The sequence below is a fragment of the Antrihabitans stalagmiti genome, from assembly GCF_016482825.1.
Taxonomy (GTDB): domain Bacteria; phylum Actinomycetota; class Actinomycetes; order Mycobacteriales; family Mycobacteriaceae; genus Antrihabitans; species Antrihabitans stalagmiti.
Genome location: NZ_JAEMNV010000005.1, coordinates 179,673 through 205,131, shown reverse-complemented (window position 1 = coordinate 205,131; position 25,459 = coordinate 179,673). Strand labels below are relative to the sequence as shown.

The 25,459-nt window shown below is 63.6% G+C and carries 26 protein-coding genes; 19 read left to right on the top strand and 7 right to left on the bottom strand.

Going from position 1 to position 25,459, the window contains the following annotated elements:
* Nucleotides 1-17 precede the first annotated feature (17 nt).
* Genes JGU71_RS17265 through JGU71_RS17250 form a run of 4 tightly spaced genes read right to left on the bottom strand, consistent with a single transcriptional unit; the run spans nucleotide 18 to nucleotide 3,255 of the window.
* Nucleotides 18-719, bottom strand: coding sequence for a GOLPH3/VPS74 family protein (locus JGU71_RS17265; protein ID WP_199705517.1), 702 nt, complete (start codon nucleotides 717-719; stop codon nucleotides 18-20).
* A 14-nt stretch (nucleotides 720-733) separates the two neighbouring features.
* Entirely contained in the window at nucleotides 734-1,279 is a 546-nt protein-coding gene (locus tag JGU71_RS17260; RefSeq protein WP_199705516.1) for a hypothetical protein, read from the bottom strand.
* Nucleotides 1,276-1,569, bottom strand: coding sequence for a helix-turn-helix transcriptional regulator (locus JGU71_RS17255; protein ID WP_199705515.1), 294 nt, complete (start codon nucleotides 1,567-1,569; stop codon nucleotides 1,276-1,278). The genes JGU71_RS17260 and JGU71_RS17255 overlap by 4 nt, the downstream gene beginning before the upstream one ends.
* A gap of 48 nt (nucleotides 1,570-1,617) precedes the next feature.
* Nucleotides 1,618-3,255, bottom strand: a complete 1,638-nt coding sequence (locus JGU71_RS17250) for an ABC-F family ATP-binding cassette domain-containing protein (protein WP_199705514.1) — start codon at nucleotides 3,253-3,255, stop codon at nucleotides 1,618-1,620.
* A gap of 65 nt (nucleotides 3,256-3,320) precedes the next feature.
* On the opposite strand from JGU71_RS17250, the gene JGU71_RS17245 reads away from it, so the two are divergent.
* Nucleotides 3,321-4,166: an aldo/keto reductase gene (locus tag JGU71_RS17245; RefSeq protein ID WP_199705513.1), complete on the top strand. Its 846-nt coding sequence runs from the start codon at nucleotides 3,321-3,323 to the stop codon at nucleotides 4,164-4,166.
* Between the two features lie 25 nt (nucleotides 4,167-4,191).
* Here the strand turns inward: JGU71_RS17245 and JGU71_RS17240 are convergent, their stop codons facing one another.
* Complete coding sequence (locus tag JGU71_RS17240; protein ID WP_199705512.1) at nucleotides 4,192-5,298, bottom strand: FAD-dependent oxidoreductase; 1,107 nt, start codon at nucleotides 5,296-5,298, stop codon at nucleotides 4,192-4,194.
* A gap of 119 nt (nucleotides 5,299-5,417) precedes the next feature.
* On the opposite strand from JGU71_RS17240, the gene JGU71_RS17235 reads away from it, so the two are divergent.
* The 8 genes from JGU71_RS17235 (at nucleotide 5,418) to JGU71_RS17200 (ending at nucleotide 11,681) form a co-directional block, all read left to right on the top strand.
* Complete coding sequence (locus JGU71_RS17235; protein ID WP_199705511.1) at nucleotides 5,418-6,146, top strand: enoyl-CoA hydratase; 729 nt, start codon at nucleotides 5,418-5,420, stop codon at nucleotides 6,144-6,146.
* 41 nt (nucleotides 6,147-6,187) lie between these two features.
* The gene (locus tag JGU71_RS17230) at nucleotides 6,188-7,303 is read left to right on the top strand and encodes an MBL fold metallo-hydrolase (protein ID WP_307829694.1); all 1,116 of its coding nucleotides are present in this window, start codon (nucleotides 6,188-6,190) and stop codon (nucleotides 7,301-7,303) included.
* 123 nt (nucleotides 7,304-7,426) lie between these two features.
* Nucleotides 7,427-7,606, top strand: a complete 180-nt coding sequence (locus tag JGU71_RS17225) for an antitoxin (protein WP_199705510.1) — start codon at nucleotides 7,427-7,429, stop codon at nucleotides 7,604-7,606.
* Between the two features lie 101 nt (nucleotides 7,607-7,707).
* Nucleotides 7,708-7,899 carry an antitoxin gene (locus JGU71_RS17220; RefSeq protein WP_199705509.1) on the top strand — a complete coding sequence of 64 codons (192 nt, stop codon included), beginning with the start codon at nucleotides 7,708-7,710 and terminating at the stop codon, nucleotides 7,897-7,899.
* 26 nt (nucleotides 7,900-7,925) lie between these two features.
* Nucleotides 7,926-8,321: a thiol-disulfide oxidoreductase DCC family protein gene (locus tag JGU71_RS17215; RefSeq protein WP_199705508.1), complete on the top strand. Its 396-nt coding sequence runs from the start codon at nucleotides 7,926-7,928 to the stop codon at nucleotides 8,319-8,321.
* Nucleotides 8,308-9,543, top strand: a complete 1,236-nt coding sequence (locus tag JGU71_RS17210) for a lipase family protein (RefSeq protein ID WP_233529531.1) — start codon at nucleotides 8,308-8,310, stop codon at nucleotides 9,541-9,543. The genes JGU71_RS17215 and JGU71_RS17210 overlap by 14 nt, the downstream gene beginning before the upstream one ends.
* A 2-nt stretch (nucleotides 9,544-9,545) precedes the next feature.
* Complete coding sequence (locus JGU71_RS17205; protein ID WP_199705506.1) at nucleotides 9,546-9,923, top strand: MmcQ/YjbR family DNA-binding protein; 378 nt, start codon at nucleotides 9,546-9,548, stop codon at nucleotides 9,921-9,923.
* A 111-nt stretch (nucleotides 9,924-10,034) separates the two neighbouring features.
* Nucleotides 10,035-11,681 (top strand): substrate-binding and VWA domain-containing protein, encoded by a 1,647-nt coding sequence (locus tag JGU71_RS17200; RefSeq protein WP_199705505.1) that lies wholly within the window; start codon nucleotides 10,035-10,037, stop codon nucleotides 11,679-11,681.
* A gap of 3 nt (nucleotides 11,682-11,684) precedes the next feature.
* On the opposite strand, the gene JGU71_RS17195 is transcribed toward JGU71_RS17200, so the two are convergent.
* Entirely contained in the window at nucleotides 11,685-12,593 is a 909-nt protein-coding gene (locus tag JGU71_RS17195) for an ABC transporter substrate-binding protein (protein ID WP_199705735.1), read from the bottom strand.
* A gap of 51 nt (nucleotides 12,594-12,644) precedes the next feature.
* On the opposite strand from JGU71_RS17195, the gene JGU71_RS17190 reads away from it, so the two are divergent.
* The 8 genes from JGU71_RS17190 to JGU71_RS17155 all read left to right on the top strand — a co-directional run bounded on the left by JGU71_RS17190 (nucleotide 12,645) and on the right by JGU71_RS17155 (nucleotide 22,990).
* The gene (locus JGU71_RS17190) at nucleotides 12,645-14,915 is read left to right on the top strand and encodes an ATP-dependent DNA ligase (protein WP_199705504.1); all 2,271 of its coding nucleotides are present in this window, start codon (nucleotides 12,645-12,647) and stop codon (nucleotides 14,913-14,915) included.
* Nucleotides 14,916-14,956: 41 nt separating this feature from the next.
* A complete protein-coding gene (locus tag JGU71_RS17185) occupies nucleotides 14,957-16,315 on the top strand; it encodes a glutamine synthetase family protein (protein ID WP_233529529.1) in 1,359 nt (452 codons plus the stop codon).
* Nucleotides 16,296-17,027 carry a gamma-glutamyl-gamma-aminobutyrate hydrolase family protein gene (locus JGU71_RS17180; protein WP_199705503.1) on the top strand — a complete coding sequence of 244 codons (732 nt, stop codon included), beginning with the start codon at nucleotides 16,296-16,298 and terminating at the stop codon, nucleotides 17,025-17,027. The genes JGU71_RS17185 and JGU71_RS17180 overlap by 20 nt, the downstream gene beginning before the upstream one ends.
* Nucleotides 17,024-18,379, top strand: coding sequence for an aldehyde dehydrogenase family protein (locus tag JGU71_RS17175; RefSeq protein ID WP_199705502.1), 1,356 nt, complete (start codon nucleotides 17,024-17,026; stop codon nucleotides 18,377-18,379). Before JGU71_RS17180 ends, JGU71_RS17175 begins: the two co-directional genes overlap by 4 nt.
* Nucleotides 18,327-19,154, top strand: coding sequence for a 3-oxoacyl-ACP reductase (locus tag JGU71_RS17170; protein WP_199705501.1), 828 nt, complete (start codon nucleotides 18,327-18,329; stop codon nucleotides 19,152-19,154). The genes JGU71_RS17175 and JGU71_RS17170 overlap by 53 nt, the downstream gene beginning before the upstream one ends.
* A gap of 326 nt (nucleotides 19,155-19,480) precedes the next feature.
* Entirely contained in the window at nucleotides 19,481-20,800 is a 1,320-nt protein-coding gene (locus tag JGU71_RS17165) for an HNH endonuclease signature motif containing protein (protein ID WP_199705500.1), read from the top strand.
* A 181-nt stretch (nucleotides 20,801-20,981) separates the two neighbouring features.
* Nucleotides 20,982-22,019 carry an SCO7460 family lipoprotein gene (locus JGU71_RS17160; protein ID WP_199705499.1) on the top strand — a complete coding sequence of 346 codons (1,038 nt, stop codon included), beginning with the start codon at nucleotides 20,982-20,984 and terminating at the stop codon, nucleotides 22,017-22,019.
* A gap of 524 nt (nucleotides 22,020-22,543) precedes the next feature.
* Nucleotides 22,544-22,990, top strand: coding sequence for a hypothetical protein (locus JGU71_RS17155; protein ID WP_199705498.1), 447 nt, complete (start codon nucleotides 22,544-22,546; stop codon nucleotides 22,988-22,990).
* Here the strand turns inward: JGU71_RS17155 and JGU71_RS17150 are convergent.
* The gene (locus JGU71_RS17150) at nucleotides 22,983-24,233 is read right to left on the bottom strand and encodes an MFS transporter (protein ID WP_199705497.1); all 1,251 of its coding nucleotides are present in this window, start codon (nucleotides 24,231-24,233) and stop codon (nucleotides 22,983-22,985) included. The two genes, JGU71_RS17155 and JGU71_RS17150, sit on opposite strands and share 8 nt — an antisense overlap.
* Nucleotides 24,234-24,247: 14 nt before the next feature.
* Here JGU71_RS17150 and JGU71_RS17145 point away from each other — a divergent pair, with 14 nt between their 5' ends.
* Complete coding sequence (locus tag JGU71_RS17145; RefSeq protein WP_199705496.1) at nucleotides 24,248-24,700, top strand: YciI family protein; 453 nt, start codon at nucleotides 24,248-24,250, stop codon at nucleotides 24,698-24,700.
* Between the two features lie 67 nt (nucleotides 24,701-24,767).
* A complete protein-coding gene (locus JGU71_RS17140) occupies nucleotides 24,768-25,457 on the top strand; it encodes a DM13 domain-containing protein (RefSeq protein ID WP_199705495.1) in 690 nt (229 codons plus the stop codon).
* Nucleotides 25,458-25,459 lie beyond the last annotated feature (2 nt).

The window sequence follows — 25,459 nt, the reverse complement described above, 5'->3', positions numbered from 1 at the left end:
GGCGAGGTGGGTTGCAGCTAACTACCCGAGGATGCAGCGCCCGCTGATGTCGAGACGATGACCGCCGTCATGATGGCGGTATTGATGTCGCTGATCGCCTTGCGTACGGCGGCTCCTGCCCACTCGCCTTCGGCAATCTCTTTGGCGCGCTTCTTCACCGCGCGCTTGTCCTCGTCCGGGAAGACCTTGTGGACCACATCGGTGGCCGACAGCAGCGAGATCAGTGCCGCGGACCGTTGGGTCGGGTCAGACTTGCCGAGCAAAGCCGACTCGAGTTCCGCTCGCATCGCTGCCTTGTGGCTGCCGTCGCGTGCTGGGAGCTTGGTCCGCGGGAAGAGTCCGAGCACTTTGTCGTGCTGAGCTCGAACCCACCCGCGGGCGATGATTCGTTCGGTCACCTGTTCGCGTAAACCCTTGCCCAGCTTCTCGATTGCGCGCTGGGGTTTCATCGGTCGAGAATTCTTCAGCAGTTCGAAGGCGCGTGCGAGAACTGGATCAGCGGGACGCTTGGCGGTTCCGACAGTGACGACGTGGCCCTTGCGTACATCCTCGCCCTGTTCGGTGACGCGGATTCGGTCAGCCATCGCAAGCTCGAGGAGTACGGCACCGGCCAGCGCGCGGGGTAGCGCCGTGGAATCGGCATGCGGTTTGCCGCTCGCGTCGTCGAGCAACAAGACCAGCAGATCTTCGGCGATAAGTAGCGAATCGGGGGTCCTCATGGCCGTAACTCCTTTCAGGAGAGGTCGTCGACATCGGGGTCGGGTCGAGTCCAGGCCAAGATCATGGCCGGCGTGCAACCGCCGATGAGTACTGCCATCAGAGTGAAGATTCCACCTGCGTAGACCATGTCGCCGTTGTCGCCGTTGGTGATGACAGCTCCGAAGATGAGGTAGAAGGCCGCAATCAAGCCGAGCGATTGCATGACTGCGAAGCCGATCGAACGAGCGCCGTTGCGTTGGTCGATTTCGAATTCGTCGAGTACCGCCTCGGGGGCGTCGTCCTGCCGTCCGGAGGCGACCCGCAACGCAACCCAGACCGGCATGAATACCAGGCAGACGGGCAGCCACAGCAACGGTGCCCACTCGACTCCGAAGTGGCAGGTCACGCCTACCGCGAGCATTGCGACGAAGATCGCCAGCAATGCGCCGACGAGGATGCGTCTGCGCTTCTGGGTGCGCCAGCCGGGTAGCCATGACGACGTCTGACTTTCGTTGGCAAGGAACCGCCGGGTTCGGTACTGCTGGTAGCGGTCGATCAGATTGCTCTGGGAATCGGTCATCGGTGCTCGCCTCCTGATTCGGACGGGGTGGTGCGGCGGTACAGCTCGGTGGACAGTGGCGCGAATTCACGACGGGAGAAAACGGCCTCGACGGGCAGACCGAAGACGTCGCAGATCCGCAACGCCAGGTCGAGGCTCGGATAGTGGTCGCCGCGTTCCAGCGCGCCGACCGTCTGCGGGTTCACGTCGATGGCTTCCGCGAGTGCAGCGCGGCTCATTCGACGCTCTGCGCGCAGTACGCCGATACGATTGTGGATGGGGATAGTTTCCCCACGTCTCACCGGACTCATGCAACTAAGTGTTGGGAAAACCCAACGATCTGTCAAGTGCGAGGACAGTTAGCTTTCGCTGAGTAGGCCGCTGTCGAGCTGCCAGCGTCGGGTGCTGCGGACCGTATCGAGCATGCGGCGATCGTGGGTGACCAGCAGCAACGTGCCCGCGAAAGTGTCCATCGCGGACTCGAGTTGCTCGATTGCCGGTAGGTCGAGATGGTTCGTCGGCTCGTCGAGGACGAGGAGGTTCACACCCCTGCCCTGCAGCAGTGCGAGCGCCGCCCGAGTTCGTTCGCCAGGTGAGAGCGACGCCGCGGATCGCAGCACGTGATGGCCGCGCAAACCGAACTTGGCCAGCAGCGTCCTGACGTCGGCGATCGGCATGTCGGGTACCGCGGCGGCGAACTCGTCGACAAGGGCTCCCGAGGCCTCGAACAGTCGACGAGCCTGATCGACCTCGCCGACGGCGACGCCGGACCCGAGCATCGCCGTGCCGGTATCCGGCTTGACGCGGCCGAGCAGCAACCGAAGCAGGGTCGACTTGCCGGAACCGTTCGGTCCCGTGACGAGTATCCGGTCACCCCAGGAGATTTGAGTTGTGACGGGTCCGAGGGTGAAGCCATCGAAACGAACCGTTGCACCGTTGACGGCAGCGACGACCGTCGCGCTGCGTGGGGCCGCGGCGATCGCCATTCGAAGGTCCCACTCCTTGCGCGGTTCCTCGACGACCTCGAGCCGTTCGATGCGCTTTTCGGTCTGCCGAGCTTTGGCGGCCTGCTTCTCCGTTGCCTCGGCGCGGAAGTTGCGGCCGATCTTGTCGTTGTCCTTCGACTTCCTACGTGCGTTCCGGACCCCGTGTTCCATCCAATTGCGTTGCATCTGAGCGCGGTCCTCGAGGCTGGACCGGGTATCGGCATAGTCGTCGAAGGCCTCCCTCGCGTGCTGACGCGCGATCTCTCGCTCGGCGAGGTAGGAGTCGTAGCTGCCGTCGTAGAGGTCGACCCGCTGCTGCGCGAGATCGAGTTCGACGATGCGATTGACCGTGCGCGCCAAGAACTCTCGGTCGTGACTGACGACGACCAACGGGGTCCTCGCAGCGGTTACGAAATTCTCCAGCCGTTCCAGACCCGCGAGATCGAGGTCGTTGGTCGGCTCGTCCAACAACAGAATGTCGTAGCGGGCCAACAGGATTGCCGCCAACCCGGCACGTGCGGCCTGGCCGCCGGACAATTCGGTCATCAAGGCATCGAGAGCCGCGGTGAGGCCGAGATCGGAAACGACCTTCTCGGCGCGTTCGTTGATGTCTGCGCCACCCAGTGCGAGCCACCGCTCGAGCGCAGGTGTGTAGGCGTCGATGTTCGGGTCGGTCGCGAGCGCGTCCGCTGCCGCGTTCATCGCATCTTCGGCCTCGGTGACTCCGGTCCGGCGCATCAGGAAGTCGATGACGGTCTCCTGCGGCCGACGCTCGGGTTCCTGCGCGAGGTAACCGACGGTCGCCTCCGGCGGCGCGAGCGACGTCGTTCCGGCTACGTCGGCGCCTTCGGGGAGCCCTGCAAGCAACTTCAGCAGCGTCGATTTGCCCGCGCCGTTGGACCCGACGAGGCCGATGACGTCGCCTGGCGCGACGATCAGATCGAGGTCGGAGAAGAGCGTTCGTTCACCGTGTGCGGCGGACAAACCATTGGCGCGGAGGGTAGCGGACACCGGACAAGAGTAGGGCGTCACCTGCGGTCCTCGTACTTGTCGTCCCGACGTGGCACGGTGGAGGGATGACCTTCACCAGCGAAAAGAGTTCTGTCCCGGTAATCATCCTCAACGACGGCAACACCATTCCGGCCCTCGGCTACGGCGTGTGGCAGGTTCCGGAGGACGAGTGCTACGCCGCGGTCACCTCTGCGTTGAAGGCCGGCTACCGCAGCATCGACACCGCCGCCATCTACGGCAACGAGGTCGGCACGGGCCGCGCGATCGCCGATTCGGGCATTGCGCGCGACGAGGTCTTCGTCACGACGAAGTTGTGGAACGACGACCAGGGGTACGACTCCACGTTGCGTGCGTTCGACCTGAGTATGGAGAAGCTCGGGCTGGACTACCTGGATCTCTATCTCATCCACTGGCAGGCGACGGGTAAGGGCCTCTACATCGACACCTTCAAGGCCTTCCAGAAACTGAAGGCCGACGGCCGTGTCGGCTCGATCGGAGTCTCGAACTTCACCGAACCGACACTCGAGAAGCTGATCGACGCAGTTGGCGAGGTGCCCGCTGTGAACCAGATCGAGCTGCACCCCAAGCTGATTCAGACCGAGCTGCGAGCGTTCCATGCAGCCAAGGGCATCGCGACCGAGGCATGGAGTCCGCTCGGATCGGGTCAGGTGCTCGACGACCCGACCATCGGCGCCATCGCCGAGCAGCTCGGCACCACACCTGCGCAGGTGATCATTCGGTGGCATCTGCAACTCGGCAACATCGTGATCCCGAAGTCGGTGACGCCGTCCCGGATCGAGGCGAATTTCGACGTGTTCGGCTTCGAGCTCACACCCGAGCAGGTGCATACGATCAGCGGTCTGGATTCGGGTATGCGCACCGGTCCCGACCCCGACACGTTCGGTTCGTAATCTGCATTGTTTGCCCAAGCGTCGACTAGCCGAGGGTGGCGAGCAGTTCCTTGACGGCGGCACGGCCCGCTCGGTTGGCACCGATGGTGCTGGCCGAGGGTCCGTAGCCGATCAGATGAATGCGTGGGTCGGCCGCGGTCTGCGTTGCCAGGCGTCCCGTCATCGTGATTCCGCCGCCCGGTCCACGAAGGCGTAGCGGCGCCAAGTGATCGAGTGCGCTGCGGAAACCGGTGCACCACAGGATGACGTCGGCCGCGACGAACCTGCCGTCGGCCCAGCGGACACCGTTCGGCTCGATCGTCGAGAATATTGGAAGCCGTTGCAGGACACCACGTTTCTGTGCTGCTCGTAGGGCCGGCGTCCATGGCAGGCCGGTGACCGAGACAACCGACCCGGGCGGAAGTCCGCGCCGAACCCGATCCTCGACTATGGCGACGGCACGTCTGCCCAACTCGGGTGTGAAGGGCTCGTCGCGGAATCGCGGCTCGGATCGAGTCACCCAGGTCGTCGACGTGACCAGCGAGATCTCGTCGAGGAGTTGTACCGCCGAAATGCCGCCACCGACGACAACGACGTGCTTGCCCTCGAAGTCGGCGGCGCTGGTGTAGTCCTTCGTGTGCAGTTGGCGTCCGGTGAACAGCTCGGCGCCGGGATAGTGCGGCACGAAGGGGTGCTCCCACGTGCCGGTGGCGTTGATCAAGCCTCGCGCTGCGATCGTGCGGTTGCCCGCCTCGGCGCGCAGGCGGCCGTCGCCGTCGCGGTCGCACACCACCGTCACCGTGACCGGTCGCCGAACGTTCAGCGCGAAGCGCTCCTCGTAGGCCCGGTAGTAGCGCGGCACTGCATCCGACGCTTTGACCTCGGCAGAGTTTGCGGGCAGCGTTTCGGCGAACGACATACCCGGTAGATCGCTTACGCCGTTGACGGTCGTCAGCGTCAGTGACGGCCAGCGGAACTGCCATGCGCCCCCCGGTGCGGGGGAGCGGTCGAGCACGAGGAAGTCGCTGCCGGCTTCCAGCCCTGCCCTGTGCAGGTAGTAAGCAGCCGACAAGCCGGCCTGACCAGCGCCGATAACAAGCACGTCGACCTCGGACGTACGGACCTCACGCTGCGCAGACGTCACGACGTCCATTAGACAACTCCACCGACGTGTTCTCGGAGGTGCCTTCGGTATTTCGAGTTGATAGATTTCCCCGGACAGACTGGCAGGGGCCCCCGTCGGTCGACAGCGGCAGTGAGGGGACATCGCCGATGATCGGTATCACCAGAGACGCAGACGTAGTCACGATCGAGCTGCAGCGTGAGGAGCGTCGAAATGCGCTCAACGCTGAATTATGTGAGCGCCTGCGTGATGCGATCGACAAGGCCGCGGACGACGACGCACGGGCGATCGTCCTCACCGGTCGCGGCTCCGTCTTCTGCGCGGGCGCCGATCTTTCCGAGGTCTATTCGGACTCGTTCACGGAGACACTCCTCGGCATGCTGCACACCATCGATGCCGTGCCTGTTCCGGTGATCGCGGCCATCAACGGCGCAGCGCTCGGTGCAGGTACACAATTGGCCATCGCGTCGGACCTGAGGGTGGTCGGACCCGACGCCTTCTTCGGCGTACCTGCTGCCAAACTAGGAATCACGGTGGACCGCTGGACAGTTCATCGTCTCGCGTCGTTGGTCGGGTCGGGTCCCGCACGTACGATGATGCTTGGACTCGAATCGCTGACGGCCGACGATGCCTACCGCTACGGGCTTGCGAACAAGCTCGGGACCGTGGCCGACGCGCAGGCGTGGGCACACAAGATCGCGCAGCTGGCGCCCCTGACGATGCAGCATCTCAAGCTGGTCTTCAACGACGACGGTACGCAGGACGCGGAGTCACCCGACCAGCGTGCAGCGCTGTACAAAGCGTGGCTGAGCGACGACGCGAAGGAAGGCAGGTTGGCGCACAAGGAGAAGCGTCAACCGAAGTTCATCGGGCGTTAGTTGCGCCGCTCGAGACGGCGGCCGATGCGTAAGGTGGTGGCGTGAACGTGAAGGGTGTGACCACCTCGGTCCTAGGGCTTGTCGGTCTCGGTTGTATTGCGCGCACGGCTGCGGAGATCCCGACCGCGATGGGTGCGTCGGTGTCTGCGATCCGTCCGTACGCGACGGGCGCTGCGAACTTCCGGAACGGGACGTTCCACAACACCGAGCCGAGTGTGGCGTTGTCGACCAGCGATCCGACGCCACTCGTCAAGGGGATGCTGGCGCGCGGAAAGGTCGGCAAGCCGAGCAAGCCGGTACCGCTCGCGACGCCGCTTGCTCCGGCAGAAGCCGCCGAACTCGCCTTGACCTGGTATGGCCACGCATCGGCGCTCGTCGAAATCGACGGGTATCGGATTCTTGCGGATCCTGTGTGGGGACAGCGGGTTTCGCCGTCGTCCAAGGTCGGTCCCGCACGCCTGCACCCGGTTCCGGTTGCGCTCGAATCGATTCCGCGCGTCGACGCCATCGTCATCTCGCACGACCACTACGACCACCTGGACCTACCGACGGTCAAGGGCTTGCTCCGTCACCAGAACGCGCCCTTCATCGTCCCGCTGGGAATCGGTGCGCACCTGCGACAGTGGCAGGTTCCGGAGGAGCGGATCGTCGAGCTCGACTGGAACCAAAGCACTTCGGTCGGTGATCTGACGATCACCTGCACCGAAGCCCGCCACTTCTCGGGCCGCGGACTTGTACGCAACACGACGCTGTGGGCATCGTGGACGATCCAAGGCCCAACGCGGAGAGCGTTTTTCGGCGGCGACAGCGGGTACGGCAAGTGCTACGCCGAGATCGGCGAATCACACGGACCGTTCGACCTGACGATCCTTCCGATCGGCGCCTACAACGACATGTGGCGCGACATCCACATGAACCCCGAGGAAGCGGTGCAGGCGCACGCCGACCTGAATCAGGGCGACGCGAAGCACGGCGTCCTCATCCCGATCCACTGGGCGACGTTCAATCTGGCATTCCATGCGTGGTCGGAACCGGTCACACGGTTGCTCGCCGCCGTCGCGGAGACCGATACGGCCGCGGCTGTACCGATGCCCGGCCAGCGGGTGGACGTACTGCGGCCCAGCTCGCAGCAGCAATGGTGGGAAGGCCTCGATTGACCTGTGTCGGGTGAGCCGCCTCACACTGATTTTTTATCGCCCTCGATTCAACTCGGTTTACTAGGCTTTGCTGCGAGACGCCAGCACACGGCGTCCGCAACCGATGCGAAAAGGGAGAGCAAAATGGGCGCATTCGATTCGATCAAGGGTCTCGCCGACAAGGCAAAGGACTTCGCTGCCAAGAACCCCGACAAGGTCGACGGTGCAATCGACAAGGCAGGCGACGCAATCGACTCCAAGACCGGCGGCAAGTACGCGGACAAGGTCGACAAGGCGCAGGACGCAGCCAAAAAGGCACTGTGACCTGGCCGACAGGCGTTGTGACCAGGCTGTAGGGAACTCTGTGCAGCGCTGATGCGTTGTCTGTTTACCGAAGCAATTCACTACCGGATCAAAGGGGCATCATGGGATTCGCGGACAAACTCAAGGGCGTCGTCGACAAGGGCAAGGACGCCGCTGCCAAGAATTCGGACAAGATCACGGGCGCTGTCGACAAAGCCGGCGGCTTGATCGACAAGAAGACCAAGGGCAAGTACTCGGACAAGATCGAGAAGGGCAAAGCGGCTGCCAAGAAGGTAGTTCCGCCGCAGGCCTGATCAGGCACAACCGCAAAGGAGCCGCAATGCCGGAAGTAGCCGCGCGAACCTACGCCGCGGAGTTTCTCTACGACCGGGATTGCGGCTTCTGCATGAAGTGCCTCGGTGTGCTGCACCGCATCGATCGACGCGACCGAGTACGGACCCTCGCACTGCAGGATCCCGGCGCTCCCGAACATTTCGGCGTGACCGAGGAGCAGGCCTACGACCGCGCGTGGGCGCACGACGCACGTGGCGAACTCTACAGCGGAGCGGGCGCGATCAACGCAGCGTTGTCCGGCGTGCTTGGAACCCGAATTCCGTTGTATGTGTACAAAATTCCCGGAATCCGCTGGCTGCAGGACACCGCTTACAGGTGGGTCGCTGCCAACCGATACCGCCTGCCTGGCAAGGGCGGAAGCTGCGCAGTTGAACCGAGCTGAGTTCACTCCGGCCCGGCGAGTAGCCGCTGCGACGTTGCTCGCCGCGACACTTTTTGTCGGCGCGTGCGCAACCTCCGATCAGCCGGACCCAGACCGGTCTGCGTCGGGTGCGACCGCCGCGCCCACGGCACCGTCGACAACACCGCAGACACCGCCGCCGGTCGGCGCCGAACGCGGTGCCCTGACCGCGCAGCAGCCGGGCGCACCGACGCTGGGCGCTGCGAGCGTCACGACGATCCGCTACCGCTCCACCTCAGGCGTCGATGGTGGCGGTACCGAAGTATCGGGGACCGTCTTCGTGCCGGAAGGCACCCCGCCGCCTGGTGGTTGGCCTGTTGTGACGGTCGGACACGGGACGACAGGCGTCGGCGACGAGTGCGCGCCCTCACGCCATGACGATCTGCTCGGCAGTATCCGGCTGGTCAAGCCGCTTTTGGAGCGCGGTTACGTCGTCACCGTCAGCGACCTGCAGGGTCTCGGAACAGACGGTCCACATCCGTATCTCGAACCGAATTCCGCGGCGTACGACCTCATCGACGCTGTCCGCGCCGCCCGAATCCTCGTGCCGGATGCGTCGACGCGGTGGGCTGCACTCGGGGTTTCGCAGGGTGGTCAGGCGTCGTGGGCCGCAGCGGAACGCGCGAACGACTACGGCGACGGCCTGGAGTTCGTAGGTTCGGCAAATCTGTCACCCGCGGCCGACATCTCCGGTTTCGTCAACGCTGATGGGAACGTGGAAGTCACCGTTCCGCAGCAGATGTTCTTGCCGACGTTGATCGCCGGACTGACGGTGCTGCATCCCGAGTTGAATGCCGACGCCTATCTGCACGGCGAACTCGCGGCGAACAAGGACACTCTGCTGGCCTGTACTGGACCGGCAGTGGTTCGCAAACTCAGCGTTGCGCAGAAACTTTCGCCCGAGGATTCCCGTCCGAGCACGCCGGCCGACGTCGATCGGATGCGTGGCTGGCTCACCGAGCTGGCATTGCCGAAAGTGCGCGCAGCGGGTCCGATGCTTGTCGTCATCGGCGAGAAGGACACAGTCATCCTGCCGCAGTGGACGCGCGAGGCGGTTGTCCGTGCGTGCGAGCTCGGCGACGTCGTAGCGCTGGACGCACAACCCGACCAAGCGCACGCCGATTCGAGGGCGGTGCCGCCGGCGGTCGAGTGGATCGCCGACAGATTCGACGGGATGCCGGCTCCGAACACCTGCGGAGGATGACGATGGACCGTCCTAGTGCTGCCGCAAGTGTGCCGCTGGAACGGTTGCGGGCGTTGTGTCTGGCGTTGCCCGAGGCGACCGAACGGGTGAGTCACGGCGAACCAGCCTGGTTCGTCCGCCGTTCGCCGCAGTTCGTCTCGCTGTCGGACCACCATCACGACGACCGTGTCGGCTTCTGGGCAGCAGCACCTGTCGGCGCGCAACAGGATTGGGTCGAACGCGATCCGAATCGCTTCTTCGTGCCGCCCTACGTCGGTGGTCGTGGTTGGGTCGGTGTGTATCTCGACGTCGAGCAGGACTGGGACGACATCGCCGACATCATCGAGGACGCCTACAGGGCCGTCGCACCGAAGAGTTTGGTCGCTCGTCTCGAGTCGTGATCGCAGGTTCTGAACCGGCAGTTCACGCCGTCGAGGTCACGGTAGTATTCCTCGAGCTCGAACCCAGCGTGCGGTTTGTTTCGGCGCGCGATCACGATGAAGAGGTCAGCTATGCCGGGTCGCCATAGTGTGCCTACCGCGGTACGTCGGCAGCACAGCAAGCCGAAGTACGGCAGATGGGCGGCGCTCGCGTTGGTGGCGATCGTCGTCGTCGCACTCGGAGTTTTCGCCTGCACAAGGGTTTTCGACGGCGGCTGCTCGCAAGTGCAACAGTTCACCGTCGCGGCCGATCCGACGATTGCGCCCGTCATCACCGAAGTGGCGGACGACGCGACAGACGAAGACCTCGGCTGCACCGCACTCACCGTCGAATCGAAGTCGTCGGCTCAGGTGGCCGCGTCGTTGGCGACGCCGGGTGCCGCCCCGGCGTTGTGGATACCCGACTCTTCCGGCTGGATTCTCAAAGCAAGCAAAGCGACCGGCTCGTTGCTGGACGTCGCACGTCCGTCGATCGCAATGTCCCCGACGATCGTGGCGACCAAGGCCGGTGAAGCGCCGTTTTTCGCGACCTGGGTCGACGTGTTGCGGCCTGGGTTGCGGATCGGCGATCCCCTGACCGACAGTGTCGCCAGTGCCCCGGTGATGGCCGCGTTGACCGAAGTCGAGCAGGGTAAAGCGGACCAGAACGTGTTGACGTCGGCACTTGTGCCGATTGCGCAGGCGCAAGCGACGAGTACCGAGCAGAAGGATGTCGACGAGAGACTTTCCGAGGTCGTACGCGACGGCGGAACTGCCATCGCGACCGAGCAGCAGCTCGTCGCCTACAACGCTGCACATCAAGACGCGAAGCTGGCGGCTACCGTCCCGTTGACCGGCAGTTTTGTGCTCAACTATCCGATCGCGGTGACCGAACCCGCAGGCGATGAGCACGAGGCTGCCAAGAAGGCCGGTGTCGCGCTCGCCGACCTCTTGGCGGGCGGGGACGGTCGGGCAGTGTTGTCCAAGAACGGTTTTCGTGGAGTCGACTTGGCGCCTCTCGACGGCGGGCGCGGTCTGGACCCCGGTGCCGTCGCGCCGTTGACGCCCACTGATCAGGATGCGGCGACGAATCTGTTGCGCCAGTATGCCGTTCTGGCTTTGCCATCCAAATTTCTTGCAGTACTGGATGTTTCGGGTTCGATGAACGAGTCGGCCGGTACGGGGACGCGCATGAACCTGATGATCCAGGCGATGGAAGCCGGACTGGCACAGTTCCGTGACAACGCGCAGATCGGACTGTGGGCATTCTCGACCAACAAGGGCGGACCCAACCAGGATTGGCGCGATCTGGTGCCGGAACGCCCTCTCGGAGAGCAGATCGACGGAAAGACCCAACGGCAGATCCTGCTCGATCAGACCAGAGGTCTCGTCAGCATCGTCGGCGGCGGCACCGGACTGTACGACACCACGCTCGCGGCCTACCGGAAAGCGAAAGAAAATTACGACCCGAAGTACATCAACAGCGTCGTGATCGCGACAGACGGTGCCAACGACGATCAGGGCAGCATCACACTCCCGCAGTTGCTCGACACGCTGCAGAAGGAACGGGATCCGGCCCGCCCGGTGATCATCGTGACGATCGGAATCACGGCCGATGCCGACGCCCCCGTGCTGGAGCAGATCGCCGCGGCGACAGGTGGTTTGAGCCGCACGACCCGCAACCCGGCCGAGATTCCGAACGTCGTCGTCGATGTGTTGAAAGCTCGAACGGGACGGTAGCCGCTATTCCAGAATCGTGGCCCCCGCCATGTCCGCGAGCCACTGATCCGCGAGCCTTTCGAGGACGCCGTCGGCATACAGGGCATCGACCGCTGCGGTGACGCAGGGCGTCAGCGGCGAACCTTTCGCCAGGACGAGGCCGAAGAACTCCGTTACCTCGTTGGGCCTCGGGAACTGGCCGACGAGGACGGCACCGGGGATCTGGGCACCGGCGATCTGGAAGCCCGTCGGAATGTCGACGACGAGAGCGTCGATGTCGCCTGCTTCCAACGCGGCTTTCGCATCGTCGTTCGTGTTGAAGGCAACGGCTGGAATGTTCGGGTGGAGTGTCTCGACTATGGCATCGAGGCTCGTCGAACCGCGTTGTGCACCCAGCCGAAATCCGCTCAGATCGGCGAGGGAATCGGCTTGCGCGGCCGGATTGTCGTTCAGTGCAACGACAGACTGCGCGACCGCGTAGTACGGCGAGGAGAAATCGACCGAGTTGCGACGTTCGTCGAGGATCGTGAACTGGTTGATGTCGAAGTCGAAAGGCTTCGGTCCGGGTTGCAGCGCTTGGTCGAACGGCACGGACACGTACTTGACCCGGTTACCGGTGTACCCCAGTTTCTCGGCGACCGTTTTGGCGACCGCGCCCTCGAAACCGTTCCCGTTCGCCGGGTTGTTGTCGACGAACCACGGTGGATAGGCAGGGTTGTCGGTCGCGATCGTCAACACACCGTCTGCCATCGTCGTGCCGCTGTCCGGACCGCAGGTGTCGGCCGCACCCGTCGAGGGCAGCTTGGTGAAGGCTTGACCAGCAGAACTGGTTGTCGGTTGTGCCGATTCGGACTCGCTGCCGGAGCAGGCGGCGAGTAGGAGCACGGCGGCGGCCGCGATCGCTGAAAGCCGGACAACACCGGCCGTGTGGATGTGCACGGAGCAATCTTGCCCGTGGGCACCGGGTGCGGCAAGGTTTGAGCTATGCCAACTCGGACCATCGACGGTCAATCGCTCGAGGTGTCCAACCTGGACAAAGTGTTGTATCCGGCAACGGGCACAACCAAGGGCGAGGTGATCGACTACTACGTCGCAATCGGCGCAGCAATGCTTCCGCACATGGAGGGCAGGCCGGTCACTCGTAAACGGTGGCCCAACGGTGTCGATCACCCGGCCTTCTTCGAGAAGAATCTGGCCAAGCACGCGCCGAAGTGGTTGGAACGTAAAGGTATTCGGCACAAAGATCGGATAATCGAGTATCCGATCATCGATTCCATCGTCGGATTGGCGTGGCTCGGTCAGCAGGCGTCGCTGGAAATCCATGTGCCGCAATGGCGTTTCGACGGCGACGAGATGGGACCCGCGACGCGATTGGTGTTCGATCTCGATCCGGGCGACGGCGTCGGGCTCCCCGAATGTGCGCGTGTTGCCGTCGCCGTACGGGACATGGTTTCGCAGATCGGGCTGAGCGCCTTCCCTGTCACGAGCGGCAGCAAGGGGATTCACGTATATGTGCCGCTCGACCGAAAGCTGAGTCCTGGGGGAGCGTCGACCGTTGCCAAGCAAGTCGCGAGCAACCTCGAGAAACTGATGGGAGACCTCGTCACCGCGACGATGGCCAAGACCGCGCGCAGCGGGAAGGTGTTTCTCGACTGGAGTCAGAACAATCCCGCGAAGACCACGATTGCGCCGTATTCGATGCGGGGCAGGGACACCCCGATGGTCGCCGCACCGCGGACGTGGGACGAGATCGAAGACGGGGACACGTTGACGCACTTGCGTTTCGACGAGGTCCTTCGCCGCTTCGAACGTGACGGCGATCTACTGACCGACCTCGATCCCGGCTCCGATTCGCTCGAGAAGTATCGAAGCATGCGTGATCCGACCAAGACTCCGGAACCTATTCCCGCGCAGCGTCCGAAGGTCGGTACCGACACCGCCTTCGTCATTCAGGAACACCACGCGCGACGCCTGCACTACGACGTGCGCCTCGAACGCAACGGTGTCCTCGTGTCGTGGGCTGTGCCGAAAGGCGTTCCGGCAACGACGTCGGAGAATCGTCTCGCCGTACACACCGAAGACCACCCGCTCGAGTATTTGACCTTTCACGGCTCGATACCCAAGGGCGAGTACGGCGGCGGTGAGATGACGATCTGGGACACCGGCACCTACGAGACCGAGAAGTGGCGTGACAACGAGGTGATCGTGCGTCTGCACGGCGACCGCGTCGACGGCCGGTTCGCGTTGATTCAGACCAAGGGCAATCAGTGGCTGATGCATCGGATGAAGGACACCCCCGACCCGGCGGCCAAGTACGGAAGACCGACGGTGGAGATGCCACGTGGGATGGCTCCGATGCTCGCCACGGCGGGCAACGTCGCTGATCTGAGCGCAGACGAGTGGAGCTTCGAGGCGAAATGGGACGGGTACCGGCTGATCGTCGAAATCACCGGCGGTGAGATCAAGCTGCTTTCTCGCGCGGGAAACGTTGTCACCGAAAGGTATCCGGCGCTTGCCTCTTTGGCCGAGGATCTCATCGACCACGACGTCGTCCTCGACGGTGAAGTTGTCGTCTTCGACAAGAAGGGCATCCCGAACTTCGGTCTGTTGCAACTCGGCGGCGCCGATGCCGAGTTCCTCGCCTTCGATCTGCTGTATCTCGACGGAACGTCGCTGCTGCGCAAGAAGTACGTCGATCGGCGACGTGTGCTGGAGGCGCTTGCCGCGAAGTCGCCGTCGATCGTCGTGCCTCCGCTGCTGGAGGGCACGGGCGCAGAAGCGTTGGCGCACAGCGCGGAACAGGGCTGGGAAGGTGTCGTCGCCAAGCGCAAGGACTCGGTCTACCTGTCGGGCAAACGCGCTGGGACGTGGATCAAGTCGAAGAACTGGCGGACTCAGGAAGTGGTGATCGGCGGCTGGCGGCGTGGACAGGGCGGTCGGTCGGGGCAGATCGGAGCCTTGCTGGCCGGTATCCCGTCCGACGACGGACTGCGGTACGTCGGCCGCATCGGAACCGGCTTCACCGATCGAACGCTGCAGGAACTGGCAGCCAAGCTCGGACCTCTGGAACGCAAAACCAGCCCGTTCGACGAGGACTTACCGACCGCGGATCGCAAGGACGCGGTGTGGGTGACGCCGAAGTTGGTCGGCGAGGTGCGCTTCGGTGAGTGGACCGGCAGTCGCAGGCTCCGACACCCGTCGTGGCGGGGTTTGCGGACGGATAAAAGTCCCGACGAGGTGCGGTTCGAAGACTAGCGTGGAGAGCATTGCATCGTTTCTTCACGAGAGGCGCTCGTATGCGTGCTGGAATGCTCAGCCTGTCCCGACTGCGCGAGCGGGTCGCCGCCGGCACGATCGACACGGTGCTGGTCGCGATGACCGACATGCAGGGTCGGCTGCAGGGAAAACGGTGCGCTGCCGAGTTCTTTCTCGACGAAGTGGTCAACAACGCGACGGAGGCGTGCAACTACCTCCTCGCCGTCGACGTCGACATGACGACGGTCGAGGGCTATGCGATGTCGTCGTGGAGCAGCGGTTACGGAGATTTTGTGCTCCGTCCCGACATGGCGACCTTGCGGCTCGTCCCGTGGCTTCCGGGGACCGCGCTGGTGCTGTGCGACCTCGAGCGTGTCGAAGGTGGTCCCGTCGCACCGTCACCGCGGCAGATTCTTCGGGCTCAGATGGACCGGCTCGCCGAGCGCGGACTGCAGGCCTACGCCGGAACGGAGTTGGAGTTCATCGTCTTCGAGGACACCTACGAGCAAGGCTTCTCTACCGGGTACCGCTCGTTGACACCGTCGAATCAATACAACGTCGACTACTCACTGCTCGGCACCTCGCGTGTCGAGCCGCTACTACGCCGAATTCGCAAGGAAATGGCCGGCGCAGGGTTGTACGTGGAATCGGCAAAGGGTGAATGCAATCCGGGTCAGCACGAGATCGCCTTCCGCTACGACGAGGCTCTGACCACCTGTGACAATCACAGCATCTACAAGACGGGTTCGAAGGAGATCGCGGCGCAGGAAGGCAAGAGCCTGACGTTCATGGCGAAATACGATGAACGAGAGGGTAATTCGTGCCATGTCCATATCAGTCTGCGCGGCGAAGACGGTAAAGGAGTACTCGCGGGCGATCGTCCGAACGGATTCTCCACTCTGATGGAACATTTCGTTGCCGGCCAGCTGGCGTGCCTGCGTGAGTTGACGCTGCTGCTTGCACCGAACATCAACTCCTACAAGCGGTTCGCGCCAGGCAGTTTTGCTCCGACAGCGGTTGCGTGGGGCATCGACAACCGAACCTGTGCGGTGCGTGTGGTCGGGCACGGCGAGTCGTTGCGACCGGAGATCCGCGTTCCCGGTGGCGATGTGAATCCGTATCTCGCCGTTGCGGCGTTGATAGCTGCCGGACTGCACGGCATAGAGCAGGAACTGGAACTAGAGCCCGCGTTCGAGGGCAACGCCTACGAGTCCGACAAGCCGAGGGTCCCCAACACCCTTCGCGCCGCGAAGGACCTGTTCGCGGAGAGCGCAGTCGCACGGTCTGCATTCGGTGACGAAGTGGTGGACCATTACCTCAATGCCGCGAACGTCGAACTCCTGGCATTCGAGGCAGCGGTGACGGATTGGGAGCGGGTGCGTGGGTTCGAACGTCTCTGATCGTCCCGTGATCGGCGTGACGACCTACGTCGAAAGTGCACGATACGGTGTGTGGGACAACGCTTGTGCGATCCTGCCGCGGGTGTACTTCGACGCTGTCGATCGAGCGGGCGGCGTCCCTGTTCTCATTCCACCGATCGGGTCGGGGCAACGCGATATCGTCGGCCGGATCGACGGTTTGGTGCTCTCCGGTGGCGCGGACGTGGACCCGAAGCACTATCGGCAAACCCCGCACGAACGCACGCGGAACACGAGACCGGAACGCGACGCCTTCGAGTTGGGATTGTTCACCGCCGCTCAGGAGGTGGGGTTGCCCGTCTTCGCTGTGTGCCGTGGGATGCAACTGGTGAACGTCGCGCTTGGCGGTACCTTGCGCCAGCATCTGCCCGACGACCTCGGCTACAACGACCATCTGCCGACGCCGGGGGTGTTCGGTAGTCAGGCCGTTCGCACGGTCGCCGGTAGTCGGGTCCGTGACATCGTCGGCGAGCAGCTGACCGTGCATTGCCATCATCATCAGGCGGTCGGCGAACTTGGCCGAGGCGTTACGGCGACAGCGTGGTCGGACAACGGGGTGATCGAGGCGATGGAGTCCAGCGGTCCGGCCTATCTTCTTGGAGTGCAATGGCATCCGGAAGAGGACGCCACCGACGACCGGTTGTTCACGGCTCTCGTGCAGGAAGCGCGGAAACGGATGGGGGAGAACCGATGACGGCAGTGATCAATCCTGCGACCGAAGCGGTGGTAGCGCAGGTCGCGGCGACCAGCCTGGAAGACACCGATGCCGCCATCGAACGCGCGCACGTCGCATTGGCGTCGTGGCGAGCCGTCGCACCCGGCGATCGTGCCCGCCTACTCCGTCGGTTCGCGGATGCCGTCGATGCCGATGTGGAAAACCTTGCACAACTGGAGGTCTCGAACTCCGGACATACCATCGGCAACGCCCGCTGGGAAGCGCGGAACGTGCGCGACGTGCTGCACTACTACGCCGCAACACCGGAAAGGCTGCTCGGCAAACAGATTCCGGTGCCCGGTGGGGTGAACATGACGTTCAACGAACCGCTCGGTGTCGTCGGCATCATCGTGCCGTGGAACTTTCCCATGCCGATCGCGGGCTGGGGTTTCGCGCCTGCCCTTGCCGCAGGCAACACCGTTGTGCTCAAGCCTGCCGAGCTGACGCCGTTGACCGCAATCAGGCTGGGGGAGTTGGCAGCCGAGGCAGGCATTCCGCCGGGGGTCTTCACGGTGTTGCCAGGTAAGGGTTCGGTGGTCGGGCAGCGTTTTGTCACCCATCCCGCAGTTCGCAAGGTCGTGTTCACCGGTTCGACCGAGGTCGGCAAGCAGATCATGGCGGGCTGTGCCGATCAGGTGAAGCGGGTGACACTCGAACTCGGCGGCAAAAACGCCAACATCGTGTTCGCCGATTCCGATCTAGAGAAGGCGGCAGCGACCGCGCCGTACGGAGTGTTCGACAACGCCGGTCAGGACTGTTGCGCGCGCTCTCGGATACTAGTGCAGCGCAGCGTCTTCGACCGCTTTATGGAACTGCTCGAACCTGCGGTTGCCGGCGTCGTGGTCGGTGATCCTGCAGCCGAGGCAACCGAAATGGGTCCGTTGATATCGGCCGAGCACCACGATCGCGTTGCCGGGTATCTCGATGACGGGACGAACGTCGCCTTCCGTGGCAGCGCACCGGACGGTCCGGGTTTCTGGTTCCCGCCGACCGTCGTCCTGCCGTCCGGTCCGACGGATCGAATTGTCACCGACGAGGTGTTCGGTCCGGTCGTCACCGTGCTCCCGTTCGAGGACGAGGCGGATGCGATCTCGTTGGCGAACGACACCGAGTACGGTCTGTCGGGTTCGATCTGGACCAACGATGTCGGCCGCGCGTTGCGGGTGTCGCGGGCAGTCGAAGCAGGCAACCTGTCGGTGAATTCGCATTCGTCCGTGCGATATTGGACACCGTTCGGCGGGTTCAAACAGTCCGGGCTCGGACGCGAACTCGGTCCCGATGCTGCCCTCGCCTTCACCGAAGTCAAAAACGTGTTCATCGCGACCGATTAGGAGAATCATCGTGCAACGCTTGCTGGACCGGGTCGCTGTCGTAACCGGTGGTGGGAGTGGAATCGGCCTCGCGACCGTGCGCAGGTTTGCAGCCGAAGGTGCGAAAGTTGTTGTTGCCGATCTCGATACCGCTACCGGCGCCGCCGTTGCCGAGGAGGTCGGCGGCGAGTTCGTCCACGTCGACGTCACCGACGAAGACGCCGTGCGCGCATTGTTCGACACGACCGCCGAGAAGCTGGGGTCCGTCGACGTTGCGTTCAACAATGCGGGTATCTCACCGCCGGACGACGATTCGATTCTCACCACCGGCCTCGATGCCTGGCGCAGGGTGCAGGAGGTGAACCTGACGTCTGTATACCTGTGCTGCAAGTACGCGATCCCGCACATGCAGCGCCAGGGCAAGGGCTCGATCATCAACACGGCGTCTTTCGTCGCGGTCATGGGTGCGGCGACGTCGCAGATTTCCTACACGGCCTCCAAAGGTGGGGTGCTGGCGATGAGCAGAGAACTCGGCGTGCAGTTCGCGCGCGAAGGCATTCGCGTCAACGCGCTCTGCCCTGGACCGGTGAATACGCCGCTCCTGCAGGAACTGTTTGCGAAAGACCCCGAACGCGCTGCGCGTCGCCTCGTTCATATTCCGGTCGGCAGGTTCGCCGAACCGCAAGAGATCGCCGCAGCCGTTGCCTTCCTCGCCAGCGACGATTCGTCGTTCATCACGGCATCGCAGTTCCTCGTCGACGGCGGTATTTCCGGCGCGTACGTGACGCCGCTCTGACCGGTAGGGATAAACCCGCTCGGATCGCGCGGTAGGTCGATGGCGTTGTCGGCAATCGCCTTCACTGCGACGTCCCCGCGGGGACGTTCTGATGATCCGGTCTCTCGGTGACCGGGCATCTGGGTCCCGGCGAACGTGGTGCTCGACTCGGCCTGCGGCTGATCGTTGGGGTTCGCCTGTCGCCCGGTCGCGCCGCTTCGGACGTCCCCGCGGGGACGCGTGGTCGCCCCTTCGACGTCCCCGCGGGGACGTTTCGGCGATCCGTTCTTGTCGGTGGCCCGCGGTAGGTTTGTCGAACATCAGTTCTATCGAAACGGGGAGATTCGATGAACACCACAGAACTACCGACAGACCACCCGACACAACGGCCGATCGAAGAGATCGAAACCGAAATCTGCACCCTCGCCGGACAAATCGCCGCCGCCACCGCACGATTCCTGACCCTGCTCGCCGAATTCGACGCCCGCCGCGGCTGGGCCGGCTGGCAACTACATTCCGCAGCCCACTGGCTGTCCTGGAAAGCCGGTATCAGCCTGCACACCGCCCGTGAACAGGTCCGCGTCGCACACGCCGTCACCGCGTTACCGCGGATCGCGCAGGCGTTCGCCGAGGGCCGGGTGTCCTATTCCAAAGTTCGTGCTCTCACCCGAGTCGCGACACCGCACACCGAAGAATCGTTGCTGCGTATCGCTCTGCAGTCACCTGCGGCACATCTGGATCGACTCGTCCGCGGCCTCGTCAAACAAGCCCGCACCCCGGATGACACCAACAACAACACCGACACCGACCGCGCTCGTGGGCGGTGGTTCTACGACGACGACGGCTACCTGGTTCTGATGGCCCGATTCCGTCCCGACGATGGGGCCCGATTCGTCGCCGCCCTCACCCGCGCCGAGTGTGAACGGACCCGCACCGACGACAACGAGCCGGACCTGACCGCACCGGCACCCTCGAATCCGGTGCCGGCGATGACGGCGATGGCCGAGACCCTGTGCACCGCCGAGTCTCCGGTCGTGTCTCCGTCCGCCGATGTGTTGGTCCACCTGGGTCCCGACGGGACACCACTGGACGCTCCGCATGCTCATCTCGACGACGGACCCGGTCTCGACTCGCAGACTCTGGAAACAGTGTTGTGCACCGCGTCGGTGCGGCTGATCCGTCACGGGCGTCTCGGACCGACCATCGCCTGGGACAAGTCTCGACGTCGACCGAGTCGAACCTTGCTGCGGCAGTTGCTGATCCGGGATCGGTGCTGCACAGTTCCGGGCTGTGGCCGCACGAGGTTTCTGCATGCGCATCACGTTGTCTACTATTCGCGGGGCGGTCCGACCGATCTCGACAATCTGACCCTGCTGTGCGGTGAGCATCATCGCGCATTGCACGACGGGCTGTTCACCATTACTGCCGACGGCGATCAGCACTTCACCTTCGCTGACCTCGACGGACGCAGAATCGACTACGCGCCACTGCTGTCCGGCGATGCCGACGACCTCAGTCGCCGCTACCACTACGTCGATCCCGATGCCGTCACTGCTGACTGGTCCGGCGAACCGCTCGATGCCAGCTTCGCCACCGACGTCCTGCTCCGCAACTGGGACCTGGAGAAACGCCGCCGCAACACCGACACCCTGGCATCGGCGGCCTAGGTTTCCGGCCTCCACAGTCCGGATCGTCGGCGCCTAGATGGAGGTTGGGCAGCAACCCCGCCCGTAGCCACAATCGGCGCCCAGCAGGACCAGATCGATCGTGAGGACCTTGCTTTCGCCATTCCGGACTCGAGTAGATTCACTCGTGCGGTTGCTTGTGCGCTCGTCCTATCGTCGAGGAATGAGGCGCAGACCTATCGTTCCCGTGTTGCTCATCGGTGCGACCGCCATGGCCGCAACGATGCTGACGAGTTGCAGCGTCTTCGGCACGGCTGACGACGAGCGGCTTGCGAAAGACATTGCGGAGCAGCAGTTTCCTGGTCAACTCGAACTGATCGATGCGCGCAACCTCTGGCCGGCGCAGGGTGGTTCCGAGATTACGTTCGCGATCGTCGGCGATGCCGACGCGGTGGTCCGCTTACGGATCGACTCGGACGAGGCGGATGGTTCGGGACGTTGTGACGGAACATCCTGTGCCGCAGCGCTTACGGAGAAGGTGACGCGGGCTCGGGAACTAGCGTCGGAGACGCGAGCTTTGCTCGACAGCTTCGATGAGTGCGGGCATCCGGTTGTCGGCTTGAACGAGCAAGCTTCGATACCGTGGGTGGCAGCGTCGGTGACCAACGAGAACGTGGCGACCGTCCTGGCCGAACTCACCAGCTGCGCCGAGCAATGGCGCGATACCGCCGCCGCTCGAGGAATTGTGTTGGCGCCGGACCGGACTCGGCTCGGCGTGAACATCGTCGATCTCGATACTGCAGCCAAGTTGCCCGACGCGGATTCGGATCTGCCGTCGTTGATTCGGCTGAGCTTCGGCGACCGGACCGCGGCACTGACCCACGACGCATATCTGAGCGCAAGCCTGCCCGTCACCGTTGGCGAACCCGTCGCATCGATGCGGATTGTCATGCCGTTCGACCAAGGCCAGGAATACGAAAGTCGGGTCATTCCGAACGTCGAGAAATGGTTGAACGCAAACAACCTCGATCTCGGTATCTCCCAGGCCGGGATGTTGGGTGTCACCGAGTTGGAGCCGGGAACCGTCGACCGCATTCACGGGTACGTAGTCGTCTGCGACCCGCCGCCGCAGGGCAAGCAGTGCATCGGCGACCACGCCGTCGGTGTTGTGACCGATCTCGACGGCAACCCGACGGGCGAGTTCACGTTGTACCGGGATCTACGAGACGGGACCGGTGTGCTGCGGTTGCCGACGGAGTGAGTTGGGTGCCTGCTAACGCTCTGTGAGCGAACGTGTGGACTGTCCGCGGACTTGGTGCGCGGTTGCGAGGGCAGCAGCAACAAACGTCATCGGGATGGCCAGAAGGAGAAGACTGCCCCACCATCCTGACCAGTTCGCGAGTGCTACAACAGACACGCAGAACAAGGCGGCGACCGCCGTCCAGGAACTCCATCGTCGCATCCACGTCGCAGCAAATAGTGCCGGTGCGCCGAGGAGGGCTCCGAAGCCGAGAAGAGGCCACACTCCGAACACATAGACGATTGAGGAATTGCAGTTCGCATCATCGGGCGCAAGGTCCAGACGAAACTCCCCGATCTTGGAACACTCCAAAGACACAGTCGATACCGGTTCCCACGCGGTAAACGTCATGGCGACGAGGGCAATCACGAATAACACCGACCACCCTGCTCGCAAGACCGTCACCTGCCCAGGCTACTGGGGTACCCCGGCAACCGAATTCGACGAGAACGACGTCCACAAACTGAACTGAGGAGACTTTCGTCATGACTAGATATTCCGATGTCGTCGATACCGACGAATGCTTCTACCTCTCCGACGACGCACTCGATGATCAAACGGACACACTCACCTACACGGAAGGGACGTATCTTGATCCCGGAGAGGGGATTCTGCGAATCCGAACGCAGATCACCTTCGGACTCGTTCGAATCGAGGTCGAGACCTTCGATGACGCACTGCCGCTTGAAAGTACCGAGCAGTGGGACGGCGTCGAAGAAGCTTATTTCCGGACGCAGCTGGGATTGCAGCGAGTTCGAAGCAGCGAGCTCGAAGAATGCCAAGGTGAATTGGCCGGACCCGTGACACAGCCCGGCCCCGCAATCGTGCAGGTCCGGGCGCATTGGAACAACCGCGTTCAACCGCCAAGCCCGCTGGGTGTCCCGGTCGTAGCTCACTACCTGCTCCATATTTGGCAACAATCGGTTAGCTAAGTTCAGCGTGCTGAGGTGACTGGGCGTCTGTTTTCATGTCGCCCTTGTCGATGGCCGAGGGATAAATCTGCACAAGGAGCAAGACCCCTGTGCCGCAGGCGATTCCAACGATGATCCACCCCGCGCCGAATACGCCTGCGTCACGGCTGACGAAGCCGAAAACTAGTGCGAGTGGCAGAAACACCACCCAGGTCAGGGTGCTCACACCGGATGCGACGCCTGTTCTGATGGTCGAGGGAACCTCGTCGTGCAACAGTTTGCTCGCGTGGATTCCGGCGGCAACTACGACGATGGCGAGCGCGATCTGGGCGCACGTCACGGCCGCGATGTTGTGCACCGTCGCCGGAACGATTGCGGCAACGATCATGACGGCGACCAGAGGGACCAGATGTGCTGGCCGGTCGAATTGCAGTCGCCCAGCAAGCAGGCCGCCAAGTCCTAGCGAGGCGATCAGCCCCGCCCACAACGGTCCGTACAGCACGGGCGATGCGTCGAGAGCGCCCAACCACAACGGTCCGAACTCGAAGACCAGCTGTGTGACAAGCGCAGTGAGCATCGCAAGCACGATGATCGGGAGCAGTCGGCGTCGACGGGTGATGGTCGTAATGGTCAGCGCGACGTGTGCGCGCAGTGCTGCCGGCTCGCCTGCGCGATGAAGCTGCGGCTCACGGAAACCCAGCAACGCCACGATCGAGAGAGCCGCGATCGGAACCGTTGCAAAGTAGGTGACTCGTGTCGACAACAAACCGGCGAGCAGCCCTCCGGCTAGCGAACTACCAACCAGCGCAGCACTGTTGACCATCCGGATTCTGCCGAGGCAGCGCTCGTAGGCGTCGCTGTCGCCGGTCTCTTCGAGCACCGTGTCGTACACGATCGCGTCCATCGTCCCCGAATACATCGCGAAGTAGATGCCGAGGATCAGTGCGCTGACAACGTAGAGGGGGACGCCCGTGGAGAGGCCACCGACTAGTGCGGTCCCGGTCAGAGCAAGGCTGGAGATCACAAGCACGCCACGCCTGCTCCAGCGATCGGCAAGGATTCCGGACGGAAACTCGACGATCGGAACCACGGCCGCGTACGCCGCAGCCATCACCCCGACACTCGCCGCATCGAAGCCGATTTCCATCATGAACAGCTTTTCGACGGGTAGCCAGAGCATGATTCCTTGAAGCATCGCCGCGACGTGCAGCGGCAGCAATCGGCGTCGCAGTGTCTCGGCAAGGGCGGGAGATGTTGCTTGCATGACGGTTGCTCCTCGTGATCGCACCGGAGGTGATGCGGGTACGTCGAGGCGGAGATCTCGGTCTCGACGTCATCTACGAAGGAATCGACCCGAAAGGTGGACCGATGAAATATCTCGTGCTGATCTACAGCAACCCGACCAGTTGGACCGACCCGCCCAGACCCGAGGACGAGTGGGGTTGGCGCGAACACCTCGCCGTCAACGCCGACCTGATCGAGTCCGGGGAGTTGATCAGCGCGCACCCGCTTGCCGCGCCGTCCGCGACGAAGGCGGTCCGCGTGCGGGACGGGATCGTGTCGACGACGGACGGTCCGTACGCGGAGGCGAAAGAGTATTTGGCCGGTTACTACCTCGTCGAATGCGAGAGCGTCGACCGGGCGTTGGAGATCGCGGCGCAAATACCCGATGCCAGGATCAGCGGCGTAGAGGTGCGGCCCGTGATGGGCAACGAGGGCCTCGAGATGTAAATGACCGAAGTCTTACGGGCACCGATTTGTCTGCTTCTCCCGGATTGTCCGGCGTTAGGCTGAGCCCATGAAAACCCGAGTTGCGCTGATCGTCGGAGCCGCAATCGTCGCGGTGACCGGCCTCGCGATCACGGCCGCTGTGCGCCCGAATCTGGTGCGCAACACCTCGACCCATCCACGGACCTGGGCACTCGCTGCCGCTGCGATCGCCATCCTCGTGTTGGTCGGCTGGCTCGTCTACAAGATCACCAAACGCCGTTGGCCCGCGTACGTCGTGTCTGGCATCGGTGTGCTGGCGCTCGTCGCCCTCGTTGTGGTGCCGACGTTCCGTTCGACGACGGTCGACGAAGCGGATCCCCTTGCGAGCGTGAGTCGGTCGGAAGGGAGTTCGCCGCCGAGCGCGGCCGGCGACGTCCCGCCGGCTGGCCCGAGGCTTGTCGCAACCGCAGAGTTCGTCGGCATCGATCACACCGCCGAAGGTGTCGCGAAGCTGATCGACCTCGGCACCGGCGAGCGAATCGTCCGGCTCGAAAACTTCGACGTCGAACCCGGACCCGACTATCGCGTCTACTTCTCGGCGGGCTCCGATCGGCAGCGACCGGACGGTGGGATCGAACTCGGCGCGCTCAAAGGAACGCGCGGAGACCAGAACTACGAGCTACCCGACGGCGTCGACATCGGACCGGAACACACACTCCTGATCTGGTGCCGCGCCTTCGCGGTTCCGGTCGCGAACGCAACGATCGTTGTTGGTTGAAA